At 61.6% G+C, this 22,266-nt stretch carries 20 protein-coding genes (1 of these 20 running past the window's edge); 4 read left to right on the forward strand and 16 right to left on the reverse strand.

The window, feature by feature from the left end; genetic code table 11:
• Positions 1-904: the final stretch of a M23 family metallopeptidase gene (locus N2597_RS18210; RefSeq protein WP_077991970.1), read on the forward strand. It extends 1,037 nt beyond the left edge of the window; the window shows 904 of its 1,941 coding nt (coding positions 1,038-1,941); the start codon falls outside the window, past its left edge; its stop codon occupies positions 902-904.
• Positions 905-1,003: 99 nt separating this feature from the next.
• On the opposite strand, the gene clpB is transcribed toward N2597_RS18210, so the two are convergent.
• The 6 genes from clpB to N2597_RS18240 form a co-directional block, all read right to left on the reverse strand.
• Positions 1,004-3,604, reverse strand: a complete 2,601-nt coding sequence (gene clpB / locus N2597_RS18215; RefSeq protein ID WP_077991971.1) for an ATP-dependent chaperone ClpB — start codon at positions 3,602-3,604, stop codon at positions 1,004-1,006.
• A 251-nt stretch (positions 3,605-3,855) separates the two neighbouring features.
• The gene (locus N2597_RS18220; RefSeq protein WP_077991972.1) at positions 3,856-4,560 is read right to left on the reverse strand and encodes a DUF4167 domain-containing protein; all 705 of its coding nucleotides are present in this window, start codon (positions 4,558-4,560) and stop codon (positions 3,856-3,858) included.
• A gap of 343 nt (positions 4,561-4,903) precedes the next feature.
• Positions 4,904-5,764, reverse strand: coding sequence for a peptide chain release factor N(5)-glutamine methyltransferase (gene prmC / locus N2597_RS18225; RefSeq protein ID WP_077991975.1), 861 nt, complete (start codon positions 5,762-5,764; stop codon positions 4,904-4,906).
• Positions 5,761-6,840, reverse strand: coding sequence for a peptide chain release factor 1 (gene prfA / locus N2597_RS18230; RefSeq protein WP_077991980.1), 1,080 nt, complete (start codon positions 6,838-6,840; stop codon positions 5,761-5,763). The genes prmC and prfA overlap by 4 nt, the downstream gene beginning before the upstream one ends.
• 29 nt (positions 6,841-6,869) lie before the next feature.
• A complete protein-coding gene (gene ptsP / locus N2597_RS18235) occupies positions 6,870-9,137 on the reverse strand; it encodes a phosphoenolpyruvate--protein phosphotransferase (RefSeq protein ID WP_106797725.1) in 2,268 nt (755 codons plus the stop codon).
• Positions 9,138-9,226: 89 nt separating this feature from the next.
• Positions 9,227-10,501, reverse strand: coding sequence for an aspartate kinase (locus N2597_RS18240; protein ID WP_038691540.1), 1,275 nt, complete (start codon positions 10,499-10,501; stop codon positions 9,227-9,229).
• A 298-nt stretch (positions 10,502-10,799) separates the two neighbouring features.
• On the opposite strand from N2597_RS18240, the gene ubiG reads away from it, so the two are divergent.
• Complete coding sequence (gene ubiG, locus N2597_RS18245) at positions 10,800-11,546, forward strand: bifunctional 2-polyprenyl-6-hydroxyphenol methylase/3-demethylubiquinol 3-O-methyltransferase UbiG (RefSeq protein WP_077991981.1); 747 nt, start codon at positions 10,800-10,802, stop codon at positions 11,544-11,546.
• Between the two features lie 51 nt (positions 11,547-11,597).
• Here the strand turns inward: ubiG and N2597_RS18250 are convergent, their stop codons facing one another.
• From N2597_RS18250 to N2597_RS18265, 4 genes are read right to left on the reverse strand one after another with little or no spacing between them, the layout of a single operon-like run.
• Positions 11,598-12,026, reverse strand: coding sequence for a DUF1178 family protein (locus tag N2597_RS18250; protein WP_012485361.1), 429 nt, complete (start codon positions 12,024-12,026; stop codon positions 11,598-11,600).
• Complete coding sequence (locus tag N2597_RS18255; protein ID WP_077991983.1) at positions 12,023-12,880, reverse strand: carbon-nitrogen hydrolase family protein; 858 nt, start codon at positions 12,878-12,880, stop codon at positions 12,023-12,025. The genes N2597_RS18250 and N2597_RS18255 overlap by 4 nt, the downstream gene beginning before the upstream one ends.
• A 10-nt stretch (positions 12,881-12,890) precedes the next feature.
• Positions 12,891-13,148 carry a glutaredoxin 3 gene (grxC, locus tag N2597_RS18260; RefSeq protein WP_010002303.1) on the reverse strand — a complete coding sequence of 86 codons (258 nt, stop codon included), beginning with the start codon at positions 13,146-13,148 and terminating at the stop codon, positions 12,891-12,893.
• 32 nt (positions 13,149-13,180) lie between these two features.
• Positions 13,181-13,957 carry a ComF family protein gene (locus N2597_RS18265; RefSeq protein WP_077991985.1) on the reverse strand — a complete coding sequence of 259 codons (777 nt, stop codon included), beginning with the start codon at positions 13,955-13,957 and terminating at the stop codon, positions 13,181-13,183.
• Between the two features lie 77 nt (positions 13,958-14,034).
• On the opposite strand from N2597_RS18265, the gene N2597_RS18270 reads away from it, so the two are divergent.
• Complete coding sequence (locus N2597_RS18270) at positions 14,035-14,919, forward strand: methyltransferase domain-containing protein (RefSeq protein WP_183598613.1); 885 nt, start codon at positions 14,035-14,037, stop codon at positions 14,917-14,919.
• A 135-nt stretch (positions 14,920-15,054) separates the two neighbouring features.
• Here the strand turns inward: N2597_RS18270 and N2597_RS18275 are convergent, their stop codons facing one another.
• The 6 genes from N2597_RS18275 to N2597_RS18300 form a co-directional block, all read right to left on the reverse strand.
• The gene (locus N2597_RS18275; RefSeq protein WP_183598513.1) at positions 15,055-15,222 is read right to left on the reverse strand and encodes a Flp family type IVb pilin; all 168 of its coding nucleotides are present in this window, start codon (positions 15,220-15,222) and stop codon (positions 15,055-15,057) included.
• Positions 15,223-15,288: 66 nt separating this feature from the next.
• A complete protein-coding gene (locus tag N2597_RS18280) occupies positions 15,289-15,606 on the reverse strand; it encodes a hypothetical protein (protein WP_009995353.1) in 318 nt (105 codons plus the stop codon).
• Positions 15,607-15,836: 230 nt separating this feature from the next.
• Entirely contained in the window at positions 15,837-16,250 is a 414-nt protein-coding gene (gene mutT / locus N2597_RS18285; RefSeq protein WP_009995355.1) for an 8-oxo-dGTP diphosphatase MutT, read from the reverse strand.
• Positions 16,247-17,053: a GNAT family N-acetyltransferase gene (locus N2597_RS18290; protein ID WP_038691547.1), complete on the reverse strand. Its 807-nt coding sequence runs from the start codon at positions 17,051-17,053 to the stop codon at positions 16,247-16,249. Before N2597_RS18290 ends, mutT begins: the two co-directional genes overlap by 4 nt.
• Entirely contained in the window at positions 17,034-18,275 is a 1,242-nt protein-coding gene (gene argJ / locus N2597_RS18295; RefSeq protein WP_183598615.1) for a bifunctional glutamate N-acetyltransferase/amino-acid acetyltransferase ArgJ, read from the reverse strand. The genes N2597_RS18290 and argJ overlap by 20 nt, the downstream gene beginning before the upstream one ends.
• Positions 18,276-18,382: 107 nt before the next feature.
• Complete coding sequence (locus N2597_RS18300; RefSeq protein ID WP_077991990.1) at positions 18,383-19,264, reverse strand: peptidylprolyl isomerase; 882 nt, start codon at positions 19,262-19,264, stop codon at positions 18,383-18,385.
• Positions 19,265-19,510: 246 nt separating this feature from the next.
• Here N2597_RS18300 and secA point away from each other — a divergent pair, with 246 nt between their 5' ends.
• Complete coding sequence (secA, locus tag N2597_RS18305) at positions 19,511-22,225, forward strand: preprotein translocase subunit SecA (RefSeq protein WP_038691552.1); 2,715 nt, start codon at positions 19,511-19,513, stop codon at positions 22,223-22,225.
• Positions 22,226-22,266: the final 41 nt, after the last annotated feature.

Genomic DNA, 22,266 nt, shown 5'->3' on the forward strand with positions numbered 1-22,266 from the left:
CAAGGGCAAATATGTGCCCGGTAGCGAGCCGCCGATGCTGGATGCCATCGCCACAGCTTTTGATGACAATTCCTTCGCCCCGCCGCCCGGCCAGAACCTGCCGCGCGTTTATGACGGCATCTTTCGCGCTGCCCTTTCCTACGGCATGACCAAGGATATGACCGCGCTGATCATCAAGCTGCTCGCCAGCAATGTCGATTTCCAGGCGCAGCTGCGACCGACGGATACGCTCGAGGCCTTCTTCTCCGTCGCCGACAGTGCCGGCCAGGCGACTGCGGATTCCGAACTTCTCTACGTCAACGCCCGTTTCGGCGATACGCAGACGCGCTTCTATCGCTTCCAGGATCCTGAGGACGGCACGGTCGATTATTTCGACGAGAACGGCAAGAGCATCCGCCAGTTCCTGCTGCGCAACCCGGTCCCGAACGGCATCTTCAAATCCGGCTTCGGCATGCGCCGGCACCCGATCCTCGGTTTTGCCCGCATGCATACCGGCGTCGATTGGGCGGCACCCCGCGGCACAGCAATCATCGCTGCTGGTAACGGCACGGTCGAGAAGGCCGGGTGGGATTCCGGCGGCTATGGCAACCAGACGATCATTCGCCATGCGAACGGTTATGAATCCTCCTACAATCACCAAAGCGCCATCGCCAAAGGCGTCGTGCCCGGCGCCAAGATCCGCCAGGGCCAGGTGATCGGCTGGGTTGGCACGACGGGCGAATCCACCGGCCCGCATCTGCATTACGAGCTGATCGTCAACGGCACCAAGGTCGACCCCCTGCGCATTCGCCTGCCAGGCGGCAAATCCTTGCAGGGCGAGGCACTGGCAAAGTTCGAGGATGAGCGCAAGCGCATCGATACGCTGTTGAACAACCAGACACCGGATCAGGTGGCGAGCAAGTAATCGCCGCCGCAGCCGGCAGGCTGATGAACTGCCGGGGCGTCTCGACCCACAAAAAATGGCGGCCAAGGCCGCCATTTCTCATTCCTCTGAAAGCTCAGGCTATGCCGCTTCGCTGACCGTCTGCCGTGACCGGAACTGCAGCCGGTCCGACCCGTTTGTCACCTTCACCGTCGATCCATCCGGCACCTGGCCGGACAGAATCTGCTCGGCCAGGGGATCCTGCACGAATTTCTGGATCACCCGCTTCAGCGGCCTTGCGCCGTAGACCGGATCATACCCCTTGTTCGCCAGCCAGTGGCGGGCGTCCTCATCGAGATCGATGACGATCTTGCGCTCCGACAACAGGGCCACCAGCCGCTTCAGCTGGATATCGACAATCGCGCCCATTTCCTCACGCTTCAGGCGATGGAAGAGGATGATCTCGTCGATACGGTTCAGAAATTCCGGCCGGAAATGCCCGCGCACGACCTCCATCACCTGTTCGCGAACCGTGTCGCTGTCGTCACCATCCTTGAGCTGCGTCAGATATTCGGCGCCGAGGTTCGAGGTCATGATGATCATCGTGTTGCGGAAATCGACCGTCCGCCCCTGGCCGTCGGTCAGACGTCCGTCGTCCAGCACCTGCAGCAGGATGTTGAAGACGTCGGGATGCGCCTTCTCGATTTCATCGAACAGCACGACCTGATAAGGCCTGCGGCGCACCGCTTCCGTCAGCGCTCCACCTTCGTCATAACCGACATAGCCGGGAGGGGCGCCGATCAGCCGGGCAACGGAGTGTTTCTCCATATATTCCGACATATCCATGCGCACCATCGCCGTTTCGTCGTCGAACAGGAAGCGGGCGAGCGCTTTGGTGAGCTCCGTCTTGCCGACGCCGGTCGGGCCGAGGAAGATGAACGAGCCGATCGGCCGGTTCGGATCCTGCAGGCCGGCGCGGGCGCGGCGGACCGCGCGCGACACGGCCTGAACCGCATCACCCTGGCCGATCACCGATTTCCCCAGCTCGTCTTCCATCCGAAGCAGCTTGTCGCGTTCGCCCTCCAGCATCTTGTCGACGGGGATGCCGGTCCAGCGGGAAACGACATGAGCGATGTTGTCGGGGATCACCACCTCCTGAACCATCGCGCCGCGCTCACCATCCTGCTTCTCGGCTTCGACGAGCTGCTTTTCAAGGTCCGGAATGACGCCATAGGTCAGCTCGCCGGCGCGCTGAAACTCACCCTTGCGTTGGGCAATCGCGAGTTCGTTGCGGGCATCGTCGAGCTGCTTCTTGAGATCGGCGGCAAGGCCGAGCTTCTGCTTTTCCGCCTGCCAGCGGGCTGTCAGCGCATCGGCTTCCTCTTCAAGACTGGTAAGTTCGGTCTCCAGCCGCTTCAGCCGATCGGCGGAAGCGACGTCGGTTTCCTTCTTCAGCGCCTCGCGCTCGATCTTCAGCTGGATGATGCGGCGGTCGAGCTCGTCGAGCTCCTCCGGCTTGGAATCCACCTGCATGCGCAGCCGCGCCGCCGCCTCATCCATCAGATCGATCGCCTTGTCGGGCAGGAAGCGGTCGGTGATATAGCGGTTGGACAGCGTCGCGGCGGCGACAAGTGCTGCATCGGCGATGCGCACCTTGTGATGCTGCTCGTATTTTTCCTTCAGGCCGCGCAGGATCGAGATCGTGTCTTCGACCGTCGGCTCGTCGACGACGACGGGCTGGAAGCGGCGGGCAAGCGCTGGATCCTTCTCGACATGTTTGCGATATTCGTCGAGCGTGGTCGCGCCGACGCAGTGCAGCTCGCCGCGGGCTAGCGCAGGCTTCAGCAGGTTGGAGGCATCCATCGCCCCGTCCGCCTTGCCAGCGCCGACCAGCGTGTGCATCTCGTCGATGAACAGGATGATCTCACCGTTCTCCGCCTGCACTTCGTTGAGCACGGCCTTCAGCCGCTCTTCGAATTCGCCGCGATACTTCGCGCCGGCAATCAGGGCGCCCATGTCGAGCGCCATCAGCTTCTTGTCCTTCAGCGATTCCGGTACGTCGCCGTTGACGATCCGCAGCGCCAAACCTTCGACGATCGCCGTCTTACCGACGCCGGGCTCGCCGATCAGCACCGGGTTGTTCTTGGTGCGGCGGGACAGGACCTGGATGGTGCGGCGGATCTCGTCGTCGCGGCCGATGACCGGATCGAGCTTGCCCTCGCGAGCTTCGCCGGTCAGATCACGCGCGAATTTCTTCAGAGAATCGAAACCCTGCTCGGCGTTGGAAGAATCGGCCGTCCGGCCCTTGCGGATATCGTTAATGACTTGGTTCAGGCCCTGAGCCGTGACGCCGGCATTCTTCAGCGTCGCAAAGGTCGACGCCGAGGATTCGATCGCCAGCGCCTGCAGCAGGCGTTCCACCGTCACGAAGCTGTCGCCGGCCTTCTTCGCCGCCTCTTCGGCGGTCGAAAGCACCTTGGCAAGCGGCTGCGCCAGATAGATGTTGCCGTTGCCGCCTGAGATCTTTGGCATTTTGGCAAGGGCGGCGTCATTGGCAAGGCGGGCAGCCTTGGGATCGCCGCCGGCGCGCTCGATCAGCGACGCCGCCATGCCCTGATCATCGTCAAGCAGGACTTTCAGCACGTGCTCGGGCGAAAATTGCTGATGACCCTGCGCCAGCGCATAGGTCTGCGCCGATTGGATGAAACCGCGCACCCGCTCCGAATATTTCTCGATATTCATATTCCACCTCCATGGATCGTCCTGCCCTCACGAGGCGCAGACCGATGATTGAGATCGACCCCCTGAAAAGGCAGGCCGCGCTTGCCCGTCTGTCGATTTGGGCAAAGCAGTTCGAGGGGAATATGGTAGCCTGTTCCAAGAGTTTAAAGAGCCCGTAAAATGAAAAACCCCGGCACTGGGCCGGGGATTTTCAAGCAAATCCGAGCAGATGATGAACGTCCCGCCTCTTCCCGAAGGAGAGACGAAATCCCTCACTCCGATGTGGCGTCGGCCAGAACAGGCGCCTCTGCGGAAGCGCCCTCCCCTTCCGAGGCTGCATCGCCTTCTGCGCCACGACGCGGGCGACGGGGACGGTTGCCGGCGCTGCGGCGGCGAGGCTGGCGTTCGCGCGGCTGGCCGGCGGAACCTTCCTCATCCATGGCGACCTCGGCGGGAATGCCTTCGATCTCCGGCTGCGGACCGGTTCCATCGATGACCTCGGGCTGAGGTGCCGGAGCGGGAGCCGGCTGCGGCTGTGCCTGCGGCTGCCTGCTCTGCGGCGGCTGAACGATAACGACATCATCGCCGTCATTGTCGTTGTTATCAATATCGTCGCCGTCGCGATCCGCCGCGTCACGGTCATTGTATTCGCCGCGATCGTCGCGCTGGAAACGCTCCTGCATCTGCGCCTGGGCGCTGGCGATGATCCGATTGTAATGTTCGGCGTGCTGAAGATAGTTCTCGGCCATCACGCGGTCGCCGGAGCTCTGGGCGTCACGGGCAAGTTGCGCGTATTTCTCGGCAATATGCTGGGCAGTACCGCGAATTTTCACGTCGGGGCCGGAGCTGTCATAGGTCCGGGTCAGCGGATTGCCGCCCTTGCGGTTGAAATTGTTGTTATTGTTATTTCCACCGCCGCCATTGTTATTGTTGTTACCACGCCCTCGACCGCGCTTGTTTTGCTGTCCTGGCCTCATAGATCGTTCACCTGAATTCTCTGTTTGTGATGGATACATGGCACCAACCGCCATGACCGGAAAACCGGGTCAGGACCTTTGTGCCGCGAGCATACTGCGCCTCTGCGCCGACCTGCCGCTTGGTTCTCAAGTCAGTTTGACTGATTCACGCGTTGGGTCGTGTTCAACCGTTGAAACTCTCGTTTAAAAGAGCGGACCCCCGAGGCAAACCAAGTACCGAACGAATCTCGTTCATTCCTCTCTGCCCAACACGTGTCCGCAACCTATATTGCTTCCCTGGGAAATCCAAGCCTTTTCTTCGCAATAACAATAATGTCCCGTCCGATGCCGCTATTATCGCCTTTTACGCGAGCGCGAAAATGAGCGCCCTGTCGTTCTGACCATAATCTTTCACGGATTTGAGGCAGCTGAAGCCTTTCGCTTCGAAGATCGCCGTCACATCGTTTCGCTGATCGTAGCCGATTTCCAGTCCGAGAACCCCATCGGGCCTCATGAACCTTGCCGCATCCTTGGCTATGGCATGGTAGGCGTCAAGCCCATCCGGGCCGCCATCCAGAGCCGCAACCGGATCAAATTTCGTCACTTCGGGAGCGAGATCGTGAATGACATTGGAGGCAATATAGGGCGGATTTGAGACAATCGCGTGAAAGGAGCCCTGGATGTCCTCGAACCATCTCGACTGTACGGCCTGAAAGCGATCCTGCAATCCGTTTCTTTCCGCGTTTGATCTTGCCGTTCCAAGGGCATCCGCCGATATGTCGCTACCGATACCTGACGCCTCAGGACACTCGCTCAAAAGCGCAAGGCATATCGCCCCGGTCCCGGTTCCGATATCAAGAATATGGAGATGGCCGTGCACCTTTGCAAGGTCCTTGAGATAGGCAAGCACCGTATCGACCAGGATTTCCGTATCCGGGCGCGGCTCCAGCGTTTCTGCCGATAGCTGAAGCGGCAGACCGTAAAATTCCCGCTCGCCAAGAATGCGGTGCACCGGCTCATGGTCGAGCCGCCGTTCCATCGCCTTGGAAATCATCACGAGCTGGTCAGGAGAAAGTTTCTCGGCCGATCGCGTCAACAGTTCGGTCGACGACTGTTTCAAAAGGCCCGCGACCAGCAGCCGCGCATCGGTTGCCGGATCGACGATGCCTGCCTCCGTGAAGCGGCGGCGCGCTTCGGCAAGCATATCGCCGACCGTCGCGCTCATAGCTGCTCGCCGAGCTGCGCCAGCTGGCTTGCCTGATAATCGGCCATCAGCGCATCGACGACCTCCTCGATCTCACCCTCCATCATCCGGTCGAGCTTATAGAGCGTCAGATTGATGCGATGGTCCGTCACCCGCCCCTGCGGGAAATTATAGGTACGGATACGTTCCGAGCGATCGCCCGAGCCGACCTGGCTCTTGCGATCGGCGGAGCGTTCGCTGTCGGCCCGTTGCCGCTCGGCATCGTAGAGCCTGGAACGCAGCACCTGCATCGCCTTGGCGCGGTTCTGATGCTGCGATTTTTCCGAGCTGGTGACGACGATGCCGCTCGGCAGATGGGTGATGCGCACTGCCGAGTCCGTCGTATTGACGTGCTGGCCGCCGGCGCCGGAGGAGCGCATTGTGTCGATGCGGATATCTTCCGGCCGGATTTCGATGTCGATCTCCTCTGCCTCCGGCAGCACCGCCACCGTCGCGGCCGAGGTATGGATGCGCCCGCCCGCCTCGGTTTCCGGCACACGCTGCACGCGGTGTACGCCGGATTCGAATTTCAGCTTGGCAAAGACGCCGCGCCCGGTGATCGTCGCGATGATTTCCTTGTAGCCGCCGGCTTCTCCCTCGCTTGCCGAGAGCACCTCCACCTTCCAGCCCTTTTCCGAAGCGAAACGCTCATACATGCGAAAGAGATCGCCGGCGAAAAGGGCTGCTTCAGAGCCGCCGGTACCGGCGCGGATTTCCAGGATCGCGCTTTTTTCGTCCGCCGCATCCTTCGGCAGAAGGAGGATCTGCATTTCCTGCTCCAGCGCCTCGATCCGCTCCTTCACCTCGGGCAGCTCGAGTTCGGCAAGATCGCGCATCTCGCGATCCACCGATTTGTCCTCGAGCAGCGTGTCGAGGTCGGCAAGCTCGGCGACCGCCTTCTCATAGGCGCGGATCTTCGTGACGACAGGCTGCAGCTCGGAATATTCGGATGCGAGCTTGACGTAGACGTCGGCGGCCGGGCCTGCCGACATACGCGCTTCGATCTCGTCGAAACGGCGTTCCAGCTCGCGCATCTTTTCCACGGGAAGCTTCGCCACCCTTCACTCCGATTCTTCTTCGTATATGCCTAAAGGGGAATATTGTGGCTCTCGGCGAAGCGGGCAAGCACCTCGCGCATCGGCACCATGGCGGTGTTGTCGTCCAGCACTTCATCCATCGCCTTCGATAGCGCGCCGACATCGAGCCCGAGCAGCATCGCTTTCACTGGCCCGATTGAGGCCGGCGACATCGAAATCGAGCGGAAGCCTATGCCGAGCAGCGCCATTGCCGAAAGCGGCTTGCCGGCAAGTTCCCCGCAAAGCGTTACCGGCGTCTTGTTCCGGTCCGCCCCACGCACGATGTCGCGCAGGATGCGCAAGAACGGCTTGCCCAGCGGATCGAAGCGGTCCGACACACGCGCATTGCCGCGGTCGACGGCCATCGCGAACTGGAACAGGTCATTCGAACCGACCGAAACGAAATCGACCGCCTCCATCAGCTCGTCGAGCTGCCAGAGCAGCGCCGGCACCTCTAGCATCGCACCGAATTGCAGCTTGCGCGGCAGCCCGTGGCCGAAGCGCGAGAGATGCTGCACTTCCTTCTGCAGGAGCTCGCGCACCATCCTCAGCTCGGAAACCTCGGTTACCATCGGCACCATCAGCTTCAGCTCAGTGTCGGCCGACGCCTTCAACAGGGCACGCAGCTGTGTGCGCAGCAGTCCCGGCCGGTCGAGCGACAGCCGGATGGCGCGCCAGCCGAGGGCCGGGTTTTCCTCCTCGTGGCCGCGGAAATAGGGTACGACCTTGTCGCCTCCAATATCGAGCGTGCGGAAGGTGACGACGCGGCCGGCCGCCTGTTTGATCACATTGCGGTAGAACTGCTCCTGCTCGTCTGCCTTCGGCATGGTGGAGGCGATCATGAATTGCAGCTCGGTGCGGAAGAGACCGATGCCCTCTGCACCCGATTCCGACAGCTGCGGCAGATCGACCAGCAGGCCGGCATTCATCATCAGCGAGATCCGCTTGCCGTCTTTGGTGACCGGCTCGATGGCGCGCAGGGCCCGGAACTGCTCCTGCCGTCTGGCGCGGAAGCGGACCTTTTCCTCATAGGAACGGCGATGATCGGCCATCGGCCGCAGATGCACATGCCCCTCGTCGGCATCGATGATCACGGCATCGCCGTTCTCGGCGAGCGCCACGACGCCCGCCGCCTGACCGATAACAGGAATGCCCATGGCACGCGCGACGATCACCACATGGCTCGTCACCGCCCCTTCCTCCAGCACCAGCCCGCGCACATTGGCTCTGGGATAATCGAGCAGTTCCGCCGCCCCCATGGCACGCGCCAGGATGACCGCGTCGCTGGGGAAACCTTCGGCCGTCGTCCGGCCGGTATAACCGGTCAACTGTCTGAGCAGGCGATTTGCCAGATCCTCGAAATCATGCATGCGCTCGCGCAGATAGGGGTCGGTCAAGCGCATCATCCGCGCTTTGGTGTCGCTCTGCACCTTCTCGACCGCCGCTTCCGCCGTCAGGCCGTTGCGGATCGCCTCCTCGAGCTTGCGTACCCAGCCCTGGTCATGGGCGAACATGCGGTAGGTTTCGAGCACCTCGCGATGTTCGCCTTCCATCGAGACGTCGCGACGCGACAGCATGTCGTCGATCGAGATCCTGAGCGAGCCCATGGCTTCCGCCAGCCGCCGGATCTCTTTCTCCGCATCCTCGTTCAAAAGGTTGGTGACGACAATGCGCGGCTCGTGCAGCACGACGTAGCCGAGGCCGATACCGTCATTATAGGTGTCGCCGTCGACGGTCACCGAGCGCGTCAGGTCGAGTTCGAGGCCCGGCTTGGTGATCTTCTTGAGCTCGCCGGTGGCGATCATTTCGGCAAGCACCATTGCCGTCGTCTCGAGCGCTTCCACCTCTTCTTCGCGATAGTTGCGGCTCGCCTTATTCTGCACGACGAGAACGCCGAGCGACCGCCCGGTCCTCAAGATCGGCACGCCAAGGAAGGAATGGTAGATTTCTTCACCCGTCTCCGGCAGGTAGCGGAACGCCGGGTGCGACTGCGCGTCGGAAAGGTTCAGCGGCTGGGCTGAGGCGGCGATCGTGCCGACGAGGCCCTGGCCCATCTTCAGCTGCGCCAGGTGCACGGCTTCGCGGTTGAGGCCTTCGGTCGCATAGAGTTCGAGCACGCCGTCGGCGCGCAGCACATAGACGGAGCAGACTTCCGCCACCATGTTGCCGGCGATCTGGCGGACGATCCGGTCAAGACGATCCTGCGGCTCCAGCGGCTCTGCCATCAACTCGCGCAGCCGCCTGAGCAGCACGCGCGGACCGCCGGAAAGGTCTCTCATGACGTCTCAAGCTCCCGAAACAACGCACTCTGTCCCGGCCGGCCTGCCTTCGTCTCCTCAACCTGAAGGAGCAGGCCGCCCGCTGGGAATCAATTCTTATCCAGACCGTAGCAGGAATGCAAAGTCCTGACAGCGAGTTCTGCATAGGGACCGTCGATCAAGATGGAAATCTTGATCTCGGAGGTGGTGATCGCCTTGATGTTGATGCCTTTTTCGGCAAGTGCACGAAACGCGGTCGCTGCCACGCCGGCATGGCTGCGCATGCCGATACCGATCACCGAGACTTTCACCAGCCCCGATTCGTTCTGCACGACGTCGTAGCCGATCTTCTCCTTATGGTCGCCGAGCACCTTGATCGCCTTCTCGACGTCGCCCGACGGTACGGTGAAGGTCATATCGGTCTTCGATCCGTCCTCGGAAATATTCTGGACGATCATGTCGACATTGATATGGGATTCGGCAAGCGGCCCGAAGATCGCGGCGGAGACGCCCGGCCGGTCGGCAAGACGGCGAAGCGAGATCTGAGCCTCATCCTTGGCATAGGCGATGCCGGTGACTACTTCCTGTTCCACGATTTCATCCTCGTCACAAATCAGCGTTCCGGGCGGGTTCAACAGATCGCCCATGCCCGGAGCATCGGGATCTTCGAAAGACGAGCGCACGAAGGTACGCACCTTGTGCACCATGGCAAGCTCGACCGAGCGCACCTGCAGCACCTTGGCGCCGAGCGAGGCCATCTCGAGCATTTCTTCGAAAGCGATCTTCTTCAACCTGCGCGCCTGCGGCACGATGCGCGGATCGGTCGTGTAGACGCCGTCGACATCGGTATAGATATCGCAGCGATCCGCTTTGACAGCGGCCGCGATGGCGACGGCCGAAGTATCCGATCCGCCGCGCCCGAGCGTCGCGATGCGGTTGTCGGGTCCCAATCCCTGGAAACCGGCAATGACGGCAACCTGCCCCTCGCCCATGCGCTTGATGATGTCGGAACCGTCGATCTCCAGGATGCGCGCCGCACCATGGGCATTGTCGGTGCGGATCGGGATCTGCCAACCCTGCCAGGAGCGCGCGTTGATATCCATCGCCTGCAGCGCGATGGCCAGCAGCCCCGAGGTCACCTGCTCGCCGGAGGCAACGACCGCATCATATTCCCGCGCATCGTAAAACGGGGAGTTGGCGCCGATCACCTTCGGCGTGCCCTGCACCCAGCCGACCAGCTCATTGGTCTTGCCGGACATGGCCGAAACGACCACCGCCACCTCGTGGCCAGCCTCGACTTCACGTTTCACATGGCGGGCAACGTTCTTGATGCGGTCCAGGTCAGCGACGGACGTGCCGCCGAATTTCATTACGATGCGTGCCATATGCCTCTACCACGACTGGCGCCGGGCGAGCGGAAAACCGGACCCGGCATCACGAAAGCCCAGGGGTGACCGGTTGGCGAGAGAGCCGGGACCACGAATTCTGGAACCGCTCTAAAGCCCAGGCCCCCAAAGGCCCCAAGTTGCGGCGTCTCTTAGCGAGTTTGGCCGGGGGAGGCAAGCGCGCGCGATAAAAGCAGTTGCCGGGCTGCTCCACGCCTGCCAGGTCGCCTGCTTCGCGCCCCTTGACTTATGCCCGTGATCATCCGACTTCACATCTGACGAACGCAAGGAGTGGACGATGACGGAAGGCGCCAGAAGCACGATCGACCAGGGCGAAGTGGACCGCTTCTCGGCGATGGCGGCGGAATGGTGGAGCCCGACCGGCAAGTTCAAACCGCTGCACAAATTCAATCCCGTTCGGCTTGCCTATATAAGAGACAAGGCCTGCGAGAATTTCGGCCGCGATCCGAAAAGCCCCCGGCCGCTCGGGGGTCTGCGCGTCCTCGATATCGGCTGCGGCGGCGGCCTGTTGTCCGAACCGGTCGCCCGCATGGGCGCCTCCGTCGTCGGCGCCGATCCGTCCGAAAAGAATATCGGCATCGCCTCGACCCATGCGAAGGCATCCGGCGTCTCGGTCGACTACCGCGCCGTCACCGCCGAGGAACTCGCCGGGGCCGGCGAAACCTTCGATATCGTCCTGAACATGGAAGTGGTGGAACACGTCGCCGACGTCGAGTTCTTCATGACGACCTGCGCGAAGATGGTCCGCCCCGGCGGCCTGATCTTCGTTGCCACCATCAACCGCACGATGAAGGCGGCAGCGCTTGCCATCTTCGCCGCCGAGAACATCCTGCGCTGGCTGCCGCGCGGCACCCATCAATATGAAAAGCTCGTGCGTCCGGAAGAGCTGGAAAGGCCGCTTGCCGCAAGCGGCCTCGAAATCACCGACCGCGCGGGCGTCTTCTTCAATCCGCTGTCGAACCAGTGGAACCTGTCGAGAGATATGGACGTGAACTATATGCTGCTGGCGAAACGGCCGGCATGATCCGGCATTCATAAGCCGGCTACATTTCGGGCCAGCCGCGCAGACTGACTATCAGTGCACATCCTCCGGCAGAACCGGAATAGCAGCGATCTCGATGCCTTCTTCGACGAGCGCTTGCGCCTCGTCGAGAGTCGCCTGGCCGATGATGCCACGGGCATCAGCCTCGCCGTAATGGATCTTGCGGGCCTCCTCGGGAAACTTCGTGCCGACATCCTCGGAGTTGGCTTTAACGGCGGCGACCGCCTCTTTCAGTTTCTGCAGGGCCTCCTGCCGCATCGCATCCATCGCCAGCGTCTGCCTCTCGTCCTTCTTGCGCGCGGTCGACACGGAAGGCGCCATCAGCAGCTTGGAGACGGCGGCGGAATGGCAGACCGGGCAGGTTAGGAAACCGGTCGCGACCTGACGGTCGAAGTCGGCGCTTTCTGAAAACCAGCCTTCGAATTCATGGGCATTGTCGCAGGTGAGGGAATAGCGGATCAAGCGGCGACGCCTCCTGCGACTGCCCCCGCAATCCTTTCGACCGAAAATTCCCGGCCGTTCCTCAGGTTCGGGATCTTGTCATGTGCAGCCTTGACCGCGCCGGGATCGATCTCGGCCAGAATGACCGCCTCTCCAGTGGCGCCGGCCGAGGCCAGCACCGTGCCCCAGGGATCGATGATCATCGAATGACCAAAGGTCTCGCGCCCATCCTCGTGCCGGCCGGCCTGCGCCGCGGCGATCACGAAGACACCGTTCTCGATCGCGCGGGCGCGCAGCAGGATCTCCCAATGCGCTTCGCCCGTCTGCCGGGTAAAGGCGGCCGGAACCGTCATCACTTCGGCTCCGGCAATCGCCTGGGCGCGGAAGAGGGCGGGAAAGCGCACGTCGTAGCAGATGGCAAAACCCATTTCTGCAAAGGGCAGCGACAGGACGCGCGCCTCCGAGCCGGCCGTATAGGCCGCACTTTCACGCCAGCTCTCGCCATTGTCGAGGTCAACATCGAACATATGGATCTTGTCGTAGCGATTGAGGATCCTGCCGTCCGGATCAAACAGGAAACCGCGATTGGCGATCTTGCCGTCGGAAAGCGCGATCGCCGTCGAGCCGACATGCATGTGAATGCCGAACTCCCTGGCAAGCTCGGAGCCGGTCTTGACGATAATGTCATGCGCCTCGTCGGCAAGCACGGCGCGCGCCGCGGCGCGGTCGCGCTGCAGCATGCCGGTCATTTCGGGCGTCTGCACATAGGTCGCGCCCTGGGCGGCAGCCTCGCGCACCAGCCGCGCCATGGCGGCGGCATTCTTGACCGGATCGACCCCGGAGCACATCTGGATGGCGGCAGCCTTGAAACTCATCGGTTCGTCCTCAGGCCGCCAGCATCGGATCGAGCTTGCCGGCGCGGTCGAGCGCAAAGAGATCGTCGCAGCCGCCGACATGTTCGGCGCCGATGAATATCTGCGGGAAGGTGGTCCGCCCGTTCGACTTGCCGATCATCTCCTGGCGAAGGTCCGGGGAATAGGTTGCGTCGTGCTCGACGTAGTCGACGCCCTTTTCTTCAAGAAGGGACTTGGCGCGGCTGCAATAGCCGCAGAACTGCCGTGTATAGATCGTGACGGGTACCATGATATCTCCAGACGGAATGCCGGGTATTTCTGTCATATAGGCTCGGAGAGAGCCCTTGCAAAGGTCAAAACCGTGATCTCGGCCGCACCCGCCTTGCGCAGCGTCCGGCTTGCGGCGGCAACCGTCGCCCCTGTCGTATAAACGTCGTCGACAAGGACGACGCGTTTGCCGAAAATGTCGTTTTCGCGGCCCTTGGCAATCGCGAAAGCGCCCCTGACATTGTCCTCGCGCGCTTTGGCGCCGAGGCCAACCTGCTGGCTGGTGCGCTTGACGCGCACAAGCGTGGCGGCAAGCAGCGGCTTGCCGGAAAGCCTTGCCATATGGCGGGCAAGTTCGGCAGCCTGGTTGAACTTGCGGGTCAGCATGCGGGTGCGGTGCAGCGGAACGGGAATCAGCGCATCGCAGCTTTCGACCGTCCCATCGGAGGCGCGCAGCATCCAGCCGGCCATCATCGGCGCCAGATCGGTGCGATCGCGATATTTGAGCCCATGCACGAGGTCGCGGACCGCATGGTCGTGGGTCGCCGCGGACCGCAACCGGTCGAAAGGCGGCGGATTGGCGATTGCCTCAGCGCTGAGAATGCCGGCGCCGAGATCGTGCGAGAAGGGAATGCCGAGCACCTCGCAATAGGGCCGTTCGATGAAGCGGATGCCGGACCAGCATTTTGCGCACAAACCGCGATGGCCGCCGGCGGAAACACCGCAGACGGAACAAGTCGGCGGATAGAGAAAATCGACAAGTGCCGAAAACGGCCGCAAGAACTGCGTCCGCAGGAACTCCGCCGGTCTCTCGAAATCGATCGGTGCCATGCCGCCGAGAGTAGCCGGTTCTCATTCAAAGGAAAATCGCCTTGCTGCTTCAGCGAGGCGGGACTATGGACATCGCCATGGAAACGATCTTCGACAGAGACCTGATCGCCGCACATCGCCATCGCGCGCTTGTCAACAACGACCTGAAAGCCGCCTTCCTGCTGGACATCGCGGCAGAGGAAATGGCCGAGAGGCTGGCGGTCGTCGAGCGGCGTTTCGAAACCGCCGTCGAATTGCATGGTACGACCGGTGCAGCGGCCCGTGCGGCAATGGCGACGGGCAAGATCGGCACGATGATCCGCGTCGAGAGCGAAAAGGCCTATGCGGGCCGAGGCGAAACCCTGATCGAAGCGCCTTTCGAAGATGTGCCGCTCGAGCCGCAATCGACCAATCTCGTCCTTGCGCCGCTCAGCCTGCATCTGACCAACGACACGCCGGGCGTTTTCATCCAGATTCGCCGTGCCTTGAAACCGGACGGCCTGTTCCTGGCGGCTATTCCCGGCGTCGGCACGCTGCAGGAACTGCGCGACGCCCTCTTGACCGCCGAGGTTGAAATGACCGGCGGCGCCAGCCCGCGCGTCATCCCCTTCGCCGATGTGCGCGATGTCGGCAGTCTCATGCAGCGCGCCGGCTTCACCCTGCCGGTGATCGACGCTGAGACCTATACAGTACGATATGATTCCCTCTTTCCGCTGATGCGCGATCTCCGAGCCATGGGCATGAGCAATCCGCTCGCAGCCCGCGGCCGCATGCCGCTAACGCGCGCCTTCTTCCTGCGGGCGGCAGAGATCTATGCCGAGCGCTATTCCGACCCTGACGGACGGATTCGCGCGACCTTTTCGATCATCTATGTGTCCGGATGGGCGGCTCACGAGAGCCAGCAGAAGCCGCTCCGGCCGGGTTCGGCCAAGGCACGCCTTGCCGATGCGCTGAAAGTGGACGAGCACAAGCTCAGGCAATAAAGCCCTTTGTTTTTATGCATGTCGTTGTCCCGGAACCGCTGCACACTTCCGGGCGACATGGGCATAATATCGAAAAGTGTCAGCGGTTTTCGCAGCCCATCGTGCTGCAGTTCGTCAATCTAGACGGTCGCCTCTTCAATTGACGGTTATGTTGTTGCTGAGAAGGCTGAAGACATTCTGCAGGCTGCCGGTGAAAAAGCCGAGACCCGAGACGAGCGCTGTGCAGATGAGGGCGGCGATCAGGCCGTATTCGACCGCCGTTGCACCCGTGCCGTCCGCAAAAAATGCTTTCATAAGACGCATTACCCAGCCCTCTGCGTGAATCGACTGCAATGATTAATACAGGCCATCGGGCGATGGCCGGCATTTTCAACAACCGGCGCCGACGCCATATCCCTGGACGACGCAGACCGACCCGGGCGTATCCTGAAGGACGCTTCGGCGAATCGTATAACGCTTGCCGCTTTCATTGTTCGGGATCGATCCGGTGGTTATCGTATCGAAATCCACCGGAGCGCTTGCAAAGACGCTTTTCTTCGAAGAATCCGCCAGCATTGGCGTCAGGATCAGCGTCAGCGCGACCACCGCCGTGCCAAAGAGAAGGGCGATATTGAGCGCACCCGTCCTGCGCGAGGCAGACGAAGCCCGTTCCTTTTCCCGGACAGCTTTCCAGAAATCATCGTCCATGAGGTCAAGCCTTTTAAATACGCACGCCAGATGCTTGATTGAGGCCGATCTTTGGCAGAAGGTGTTAAACGATCCATTAATATCCACAGCCGAAAACAGCACGGCGCAATAATAATCAGCAAACGCTAATGCATTGCGCCTGGAAAAGTCCGGCGACTGCAGAATAATGACACATCGACAAAACAAAAATCGCCGGCGGGTCGCACGGACCAAGCTCAACGAGAGGCGCTTTAAAGCAAATCCTGCAGCATCGGGATGAGCGGCTCGTCGGCCGGCGGCATCGGGTAATCCCGAAGAGCCCCCGCACGCACCCATTTCAGCGCCTGCCCCTCGCGGCCCTGTGCAATGCCTTCATAGCGCCGGCAGATATAGAGCGGCATCAGCAGATGGAACGTCTCGTAGGAATGGCTGGCAAAAGTCAGCGGCGCGAGGCAGGCGATCTTCGTCTTGATGCCGAGCTCTTCCTCGAGCTCGCGCACCAGCGTCTCCTCCGGCGTCTCGCCGGGCTCGACCTTGCCGCCGGGAAACTCCCAAAGCCCGGCCAGCGATTTTCCCTCGGGACGCTGTGCCAATAGAATACGCCCGTCGGCATCGATCAGCGCGCAGGCGGCGACCAGCAATATCTTCCGGCCTGCCTCGCTCATCGCGTCTCCCGCTGCCAATAACAATAATGATAGGCGTCGCGAAAACCGAGGCGCTCATAGAGTGCGATCGCCGGGCGATTGGAAAGCTTTACCTGCAGCCAAGCCGATCGGGCACTGCGCATGCGGGCCCAGCGCAGCGCCGAAGTCAGGATTTCGGTGCCTAGTCCTTCGCGCCGCCGCGTTTCGCAGACCGAAAGCGACATGATACCGGCAAGGTCGTTGTCCTGAACGCAGAGCACGGTCGCAAGAGGTCCCTCTACCGCATTTTCGATCATGAAAAGGCCCGACGGCGGCTTGATCGCGGAAATGATTTCGGCAAGCGCCGGCTTCAAGCTCAGCGGCGCCCTCTCGACCGTCAGATTGGCGTCGACGAAACGGCCGACGTCATGGGTCGGCAGATGATCGAGCGTATCCGGCAGCGCAGCCTCGGTGAGATCGCAGGTCATCACCACCGTTTCGTCGAACCGCGTCCAGTTCTGCGCGCTGAGAAGCTCGATCAAGACAGGCGAAGCGAGCGGCGTCTGCCGGACGACGGCGGCGCGGCCATAGGCCTCGAACTTGCGGCTCGCCTTTTCCAGGCGGATCTCGACGTCGCGATGGTCCGAGGGATCGAGCGGCACGATGGAATTCAGCCGATTGGACGGGTGGCCGGCCGTCAACCGGACCTGCCAACTGCCGTCATATTGCACGGATGCCGCCGGCCAGGCACGAAAACCGACAGCCTCCAGCCTGCGGACCAGCGGCAAATTCTGCGAGGAAATAGATGCCTGCTCCAACGAACGATCAGCTCCGATAGTCGCCATTGATCGCAACATATTCCTTGGTGAGGTCGCAGGTCCAGACGGTTGCCGAACCAGTGCCGAGGCCGATATCGACTTTAACGGGGATATCCTGCGCCTTCATCACATTCGAGGCGGCTTCCTCGGAATAATCGGGATCACGCTCGCCGTTGACAGCGACCCTGACGTCACCGAACCAGATGGCAAGCCGGTCGCGGTCAGCCATCTCGCCGGACTTGCCGACGGCCATGACGATCCGGCCCCAATTGGCGTCTTCGCCGGCGGCCGCCGTCTTGACCAGCGGCGAATTGGCGATTGACAGGGCGATACGTTTGGCGGCGGCATCGCTCTCGGCACCCGACACGGTGATTTCGAGCATCTTGGTGGCGCCCTCGCCGTCACGCACCACCTGCAGCGACAGATCCTTCAGCACTTCGTTGAGAGCGGCGCGAAAGGCGGCAAGGCGGGGATCGTCGGCGCGTTCGATATGCTCTTGGCCATCCTCGGCCGCCGCACCCGTCGCAAACAGCATCAGCGTGTCGGAGGTGGAGGTGTCGCTGTCGACGGTCATCGAATTGAAGGTCGGGCCGACGCCATCGGATAGCAGCGCCTGCAGCGCGGCCGGCGCGATGTCGGCATCGGTCACGACGAAGGAGAGCATCGTCGCCATGTCGGGGGCAATCATGCCTGCGCCCTTGGCGATGCCGTTGATCGTCACGGCAACGCCGCCGATCTCGGCGCTGCGGGTCGAAACCTTCGGATAGGTATCCGTCGTCATGATCGCCTTGGCGGCTTCGAACCAGAAGTCGCCCGTGGCCTCGGCCTGCATCCGGTCCAGGACACCTGAGAATTTGCTGGCGTCGAGCGGTTCGCCGATGACGCCGGTCGAGGCCAGATAGACCTCGTTCTCACCGCAGCCGACGGCCGACGCGGCCGATTTCGCCGTCAGCGCTGTCGCTTCCCGGCCCTTCGTGCCGGTAAAGGCATTGGCGTTGCCGGAATTGACGACGACGGCGCGCGCAACGCCATGCGGCAAGTTGGCGCGGCAGAAATCGACCGGCGCCGACGGGCACTTGGAGCGGGTAAACACCCCCGCGACGGCGGACGGCTTGTCGAAGACCATCATCAGCACGTCGGTACGGTTCTTGTACTTGATACCGGCGGACGCCGTCGCCATGCGCACGCCGCGCAACGGCGGCATGGCGACAAAGGATTTCGGAGCAAGCGGAGAGACGGAGCCGGACATGATGAAACCTGCCAATGAGCATTTCCGGGCGGCGTTAAAGCCGGATCGCTGTCTGGAAATGCGACAACATAGTGAAGGGCCCGGAAGAACCGGGCCCGATGCGAATATTACTGCTGCGGCGCCGGTTGGGCGGGCTCACTGCCGGGTTCCGGCTGCTTGTTGGCCTGATCATAACCCTTGCGCAGCGTCTCGTCCGATATCTCGATCTTGGCGGACGTCTTGGCCTGGTTGAGGAGCGCAAGATACTTGTCGCGCATGACGAGCTGACGAACCTGATCCTGCACCTGATCGAAAGGCGGCGGCGGAGCGTCGCGCTTGTCCTCGACCTTGATGACATGATAGCCGAAGTCGGTCTTCACAGGGGTCTTGGAATAGGTGCCCTTCTCGAGCGCGAAGGCTGCGTCCTCGAATTCCTTGACCATGCGGCCGCGCGAGAAATAGCCGAGATCGCCGCCTTCCGACTTGTTCGGATCGGTGGATTTTTCCTTGGCGAGTTCGGCGAAATCCTTGCCGGCGTCTAGCTGCTTGATGATCTCCTTGGCTTCGTCCTCGGTCTTGACGAGGATATGGCGGGCGTGGACTTCCTCCTGCTTCGGCAGGGCTGCGACTTCCTTGTCGTAGCGCGCCTTGATTTCGTCAGGGGTCACGGTGTCGACGACATGCTTCTTGAAATAAGCGTTGTGCAGCTCGCGATCGGAAAGATACTGCATGCGCTTCTTGAATTCATCGGTCTGGTCGAGCTTCTCGGTGATGGCGTCGGCGGCAAGGAGCTTCACGTCGATGGCGGCGGAAAGGGCTGCGACCTTCTTCTGGTCGTCGGGAAGCTGCGCCAGCTGCGGATCGAGATTGGCGACGGCAAGATCGAGTTCCGACTGGTGGATCTCCAGATTGCCGACCTTGGCGACGACGGCGTCCTCTGCATGGGCCGGAGCCTGGAATGCAACGAAAGTTGCAAACGCCAGCAGGGCGAATTTATTGGTGCTCAACATCAAATAACCCTTCACAGTTTCATCGCCGGCGTCAGCATCGCCTATTCCAGCTCAAAATAGCCATCAACACCGGATTGTGGCCTTTCTGTATCCGCCAAATCCGTTGACATCATTCGACCCCCCTCTTATCTGTCACGCAACCTCGCGTCCAGAACAGTTTCCGGGCGTTTCAAGGCGTGCGCCTGATTTTCGGCTGGGCCGCGGACAAGAAACGTCGCGGATGAATATTGAGAAAGGACCAGTCACATGGTCAGCTTTGGCGGTATTGCCCGCAAGTTATTTGGATCGTCCAATGATCGCCGCGTGCGGTCCTTCCAGCCGAACGTCACCGCGATCAACTCCATCGAAGAGAAGACGAAGGCTCTGACGGACGAGCAGCTCGCGGCAAAGACCGCGGAGTTCCGCGCTCTTCTGGCCGAAGGCAAGACGCTCGACGACATCCTGATTCCCGCCTTTGCCGTCGTGCGCGAGGCTTCGCGCCGCGTTCTCGGCCTGCGACCTTTTGACGTACAGCTGATCGGCGGCATGATCCTGCACTCGAATGCGATCGCCGAAATGAAAACCGGTGAAGGCAAGACCCTCGTCGCCACCCTGCCGGTCTATCTGAACGCGCTTTCCGGCAAGGGCGTGCACGTCGTCACGGTCAACGACTATCTCGCCCAGCGCGACGCCGCGACCATGGGCCGGATCTATGGCTTCCTCGGCATGACCACCGGCGTCATCATCCACGGTCTCTCCGACGAGGAGCGCCGCGCAGCCTATGCCTGCGACATCACCTATGCCACCAACAACGAGCTCGGCTTCGATTATCTGCGCGATAATATGAAGTACGAAAAGAACCAGATGGTCCAGCGCGGCCACAACTTCGCGATCGTCGACGAAGTGGACTCGATCCTCGTCGACGAGGCGCGCACGCCGCTGATCATCTCCGGCCCACTCGACGACCGTTCAGAACTCTACAATACGATCGACGCCTTCATTCCGATGCTCGTCCCCAGCGATTACGAGATCGACGAGAAGCAGCGCTCGGCCAACTTCTCCGAAGAAGGCACCGAGAAGCTGGAGAACCTGCTCCGCCAGGCCGGCCTCCTGAAGGGCAACGCGCTCTACGACATCGAAAACGTTGCGATCGTCCACCACATCAACAATGCGCTGAAGGCCCATAAGCTCTTCCAGCGCGACAAGGACTATATCGTCCGCAACGACGAAGTCGTCATCATCGATGAGTTCACCGGCCGCATGATGCCGGGCCGGCGTTATTCGGAGGGCCAGCACCAGGCGCTCGAAGCCAAGGAAAAGGTGCAGATCCAGCCGGAAAACCAGACGCTGGCTTCCATCACCTTCCAGAATTATTTCCGCATGTACGACAAGCTCGCCGGCATGACCGGCACGGCGCAGACGGAAGCGGAAGAATTCGGCAATATCTATAATCTCGACGTCATCGAGGTTCCGACCAACCTGCCGATCAAGCGCATCGACGAGGACGACGAGGTCTACCGGACCTTCGATGAGAAGTTCAAGGCGATCATCGAAGAAATCCTCGACGCCCACAAGCGCGGCCAGCCGGTGCTCGTCGGTACGACCTCGATCGAGAAGTCGGAACTGCTTGCCGACCGTATGCGCAAGCAGGGCTTTGACGACTTCCAGGTGCTGAACGCCCGCTACCACGAGCAGGAGGCCTATATCGTCGCCCAGGCCGGCGTGCCGGGCGCCGTCACCATCGCCACCAACATGGCCGGCCGCGGTACCGACATTCAGCTCGGCGGCAACCTGGAAATGCGCATCGAGCGCGAACTCGGCGAGATGGAAGCCGGTCCGGAGCGTGATGCCCGGATCCAGGCGATCGTCGAAGAGATCAAGGAACTCAAGCAGAAGGCGCTGGCCGCCGGCGGCCTCTATGTCATCGCCACCGAACGCCATGAAAGCCGCCGCATCGACAACCAGCTGCGCGGCCGCTCGGGCCGTCAGGGCGACCCCGGCCGCTCGAAATTCTACCTTTCGCTTCAGGACGACCTGATGCGCATCTTCGGCTCCGACCGCATGGACAGCATGCTGACCAAGCTCGGCCTCAAGGAGGGCGAGGCGATCGTCCATCCCTGGATCAACAAGGCGCTGGAGCGCGCGCAGAAGAAGGTCGAAGCCCGCAACTTCGACATCCGCAAGAACCTCTTGAAGTATGACGACGTTCTCAACGATCAGCGCAAGGTGATCTTCGAGCAGCGTCTCGAACTGATGGAATCGACCAACATTTCGGAGACCGTCTCCGACATGCGCCGCGAGGTGATCGAGGATCTGGTCGCAAAGCATATCCCCGAACGCGCCTATGCCGAACAATGGGATGCCGTCGGTCTGAAGACGGGCGTCACCAATATCCTCAATCTCGATCTGCCGATCGACGATTGGGTCAAGGAGGAAGGCATTGGCGAGGACGATATTCGCGAGCGCCTGACGGAAGCCGCCAATGCCGCCTTTACGGAAAAGGCCGAGCGTTTCGGCGACGACATCATGCATTATGTCGAGCGCTCGATCGTCATGCAGACGCTCGATCATCTCTGGCGCGAGCACATCGTCAACCTCGATCACCTGCGCTCGGTCATCGGCTTCCGCGGTTACGCCCAGCGCGATCCGCTGCAGGAATACAAGTCTGAAGCCTTCGAACTCTTCACCGGGCTCCTCAACAATCTGCGTGAGGCCGTCACTGCCCAGCTGATGCGCGTCGAACTGGTGCAGCAGGCGCCGGCCGAACCCGAACCGCCGCTGATGCAGGCCCATCATCTCGATCCGATGACGGGCGAAGACGATTTCGCCCCGATCTACCAGGCCTCCGAAGTAATGGTCGCGCCCGAGAACCGCAATCCCGAGGACCCCGCCTCCTGGGGCAAGGTCGGCCGCAACGAGGCCTGCCCCTGCGGCTCCGGCAAGAAATACAAGCACTGCCACGGCGCCTTCGAACAGGTCTGAACCACATACGACAAATCTGAAAATGCCGCCCTCGGGCGGCA

Source organism: Rhizobium sophoriradicis (assembly GCF_025200795.1).
Taxonomy (GTDB): domain Bacteria; phylum Pseudomonadota; class Alphaproteobacteria; order Rhizobiales; family Rhizobiaceae; genus Rhizobium; species Rhizobium sophoriradicis.